General features: G+C 52.6%; 1 protein-coding gene and 1 pseudogene. Both read right to left on the bottom strand.

Annotated features, from left to right (window positions below; genetic code table 11):
- Nucleotides 1–591 (bottom strand): annotated as a pseudogene (locus EJQ19_RS31110) (sugar ABC transporter permease); the annotation flags it as partial.
- A gap of 279 nt (nt 592–870) precedes the next feature.
- The coding region (locus EJQ19_RS31105; RefSeq protein ID WP_126145094.1) for a beta-xylosidase family glycoside hydrolase at nt 871–2,450 on the bottom strand (1,580 nt) is incomplete at its 5' end.

Below are 2,450 nucleotides of genomic sequence, written 5' to 3'. Positions count from 1 at the left end.
CCATCCGGTTTCCTTCCAAATGACCTCTGCGGTAATAAACGTTCGGAACCAGTCCGCGCTGACCAGGAAGTTGATTTTGTCCCCGCCGAGCGCTTTGATCGCCTCATTCACCAGGCCTCCTTCCGTTGTAAAGAAGAGATACACAATCGACACGATGACGACCCAGGACATGAAGTGAGGAATGTAAACCAGCGTTTGAATCGTCCGCTTGAGGAACTCCTTGCGCAGCTCATTCAGCATGAGTGCAATGACGATCGGCAGCGGGAAAAAGAACACGATGTTGTACAGCGCCAGCACGAACGTGTTGCGGAGAAGCCGCCAGAACAGCGGATCGCCGAAGAAACGATCAAAATGCTTCATGCCGACCCACTTGCTATCCCAAAAGCCGAGGAACGGCTGATAATTTTTGAACGCGATCAGCACGCCGTACATGGGAATGTATTTAAAAATAAGAAAAAACAAGATGCCGGGGAGCAGCATCAGATACAGCCAGCGGTTCCGCAGCATGCGTTTCATTTGCTGCTTGCGATGAATCGCTCTCGCCTTCTTGGTCGAGAGCCTAACTGCGGCTGCCGCAGAGTGCGTCTGCATAACGGGCACTTCCTTTCTGCCAACCTGTTGTGTCGGCGATCATGATGGTAACGCGCTGCTTGCTACCTCTGCATCATAGGGAACGCTTGCCGTTGCCGTCCATAGTCATTCCTGCACGTCTTGGCTGAGGGCATGGAAAACCAGGCAGGGCAAGGGTTTGCGCCGCATGATAGTCATCATCCAACCGGGGATAGTCATTGTTTTACCTGGGGGAAAACACGAAAAAACGCCTGCCCGTATCGTTCCCGCGGTGGGGTGGATAGGGACAAGCGTAGTTTTTTACTGAATTTCTGTCACGCTCACATTGTCGATGGAGAACGGTTGATTAAAGGACCTTGCTCCAATTTTACCGCTGCTAAAAGTTGCATCCGTTGCGGTGATTTTGGCTGTACCGTTCACATACCCGGTCAACGTAGAGCCGTTCAATTCCAGCTTCAACGTGTATGTGGTGTTTGACAGGATGGAAGAATCGTTAACTTGGCTGAGCAGGGTGAAGGTTCCGCCCACTCGTTTGTATAACTGCACTTTGCCGGGCAGATTCAGCCTGAACATATAGAAGTTGTTGTTGTCGACGTAGCGGGCCAGGATGCCCGAACCGGTGTCTATCGCATTATTGTTCAGCTTTATGTCCGCTTTCACGGCGTAGTTCGTCCACGAAGCATCCCCTGCGTAGGTGATGGCTTCATTGCTTGAACTCGTTTGTTTCAGAACTTTCGTGCCGTCCGTTACCACCGACCAGGTACCGTTCACTGGCGTCCAGCCGGTGGAGTTCCCATCCTCAAAATCATCGCTGAACAGCGCAGGCTGGGTGACGTGGAAATAATCAAAATTTGCTGTAAGTCCTGTTCCTGCAACGGCAAGCAAACCAACTTTGAGATCGGTCAAGCTGGCGGTTTGCGCCGTTCCGATCTGCGTGTACGTAATACCATCTGCGGAATAATATGCACTGTAGCTGTTACCGCTTTTCACAAGTCGCAGATAGGATACTGTCGAAGCGATGGTATCGGTAACTTCCGTATGTGTGCGAACGCCGGCGAGCTGCTTGTCGAACTGGAATTGATTCCCGCTGCCGTACAAACGGGTTACGCGCAGATACGTAAGATCATCCACATAGACGATCAATCCGCCTTGCGACCATTGGGAGGATGGCTTGCCATCGAGCTTCGTTTCGATCGTCCAATCGCCTGCAGGCGCACCGGTGAGCAGCACGTTTTTTGCGTCCGCTCTGCCCGCCAGGTCTCCCGCTTCGCCAATGATCTGCATATAACCTGGATTCGCGCTTAAGGACCACTTCGCATTGTTCTCCCTGATCCACCGCCACTGTGACGTCAGCGTCGCGTTATTGAATTCATCATCCGATCCCTCGACAAAAACGGGTCCCGTACCGCCTGGCGCCGCACTGTATTGGTACAATTCCAGATCGTCGAAATAGACATCACCGGCCGTGCTGCCTTTATACAGATAAATGGTCGCGCTCGTGTTCGAGCTGCCCGTCGTGAAAGTGAGTTCTTTCCGCGCATACGTCGTCCCGGACATATGGACATCGATAGCGCTGCCACCGTAATTTTTCACGCCGAACACCGCATCTCCGCCGCCCGCACTGACGCCCCACGCATACAATTTATAGATCGTATTCGGATACAAGCCGACGATGGTTTGCTCAATCCCCGCGTTAGCCCCCGTCAGTTTCGCCGCATACGTTCCAGCGTGCGCGTTCACCGTACCGATTGAGGATCCATTGTAATGATTCGGCCAGTAAGTGAAATCCCCCGTTTCAAATCCGGGATTTTTCAGCAAATTCACGTCGTCCGGCGGCGTCGGCAGTGGCGGAAGGTTATTCCTGTCTCTTATACACATCT

Source organism: Paenibacillus whitsoniae (assembly GCF_003955665.1).
Lineage (GTDB): Bacteria > Bacillota > Bacilli > Paenibacillales > NBRC-103111 > Paenibacillus_E > Paenibacillus_E whitsoniae.
The sequence above is the reverse complement of the archived record's forward strand: the minus strand, read 5'-3'. Positions and strand labels throughout refer to the sequence as shown.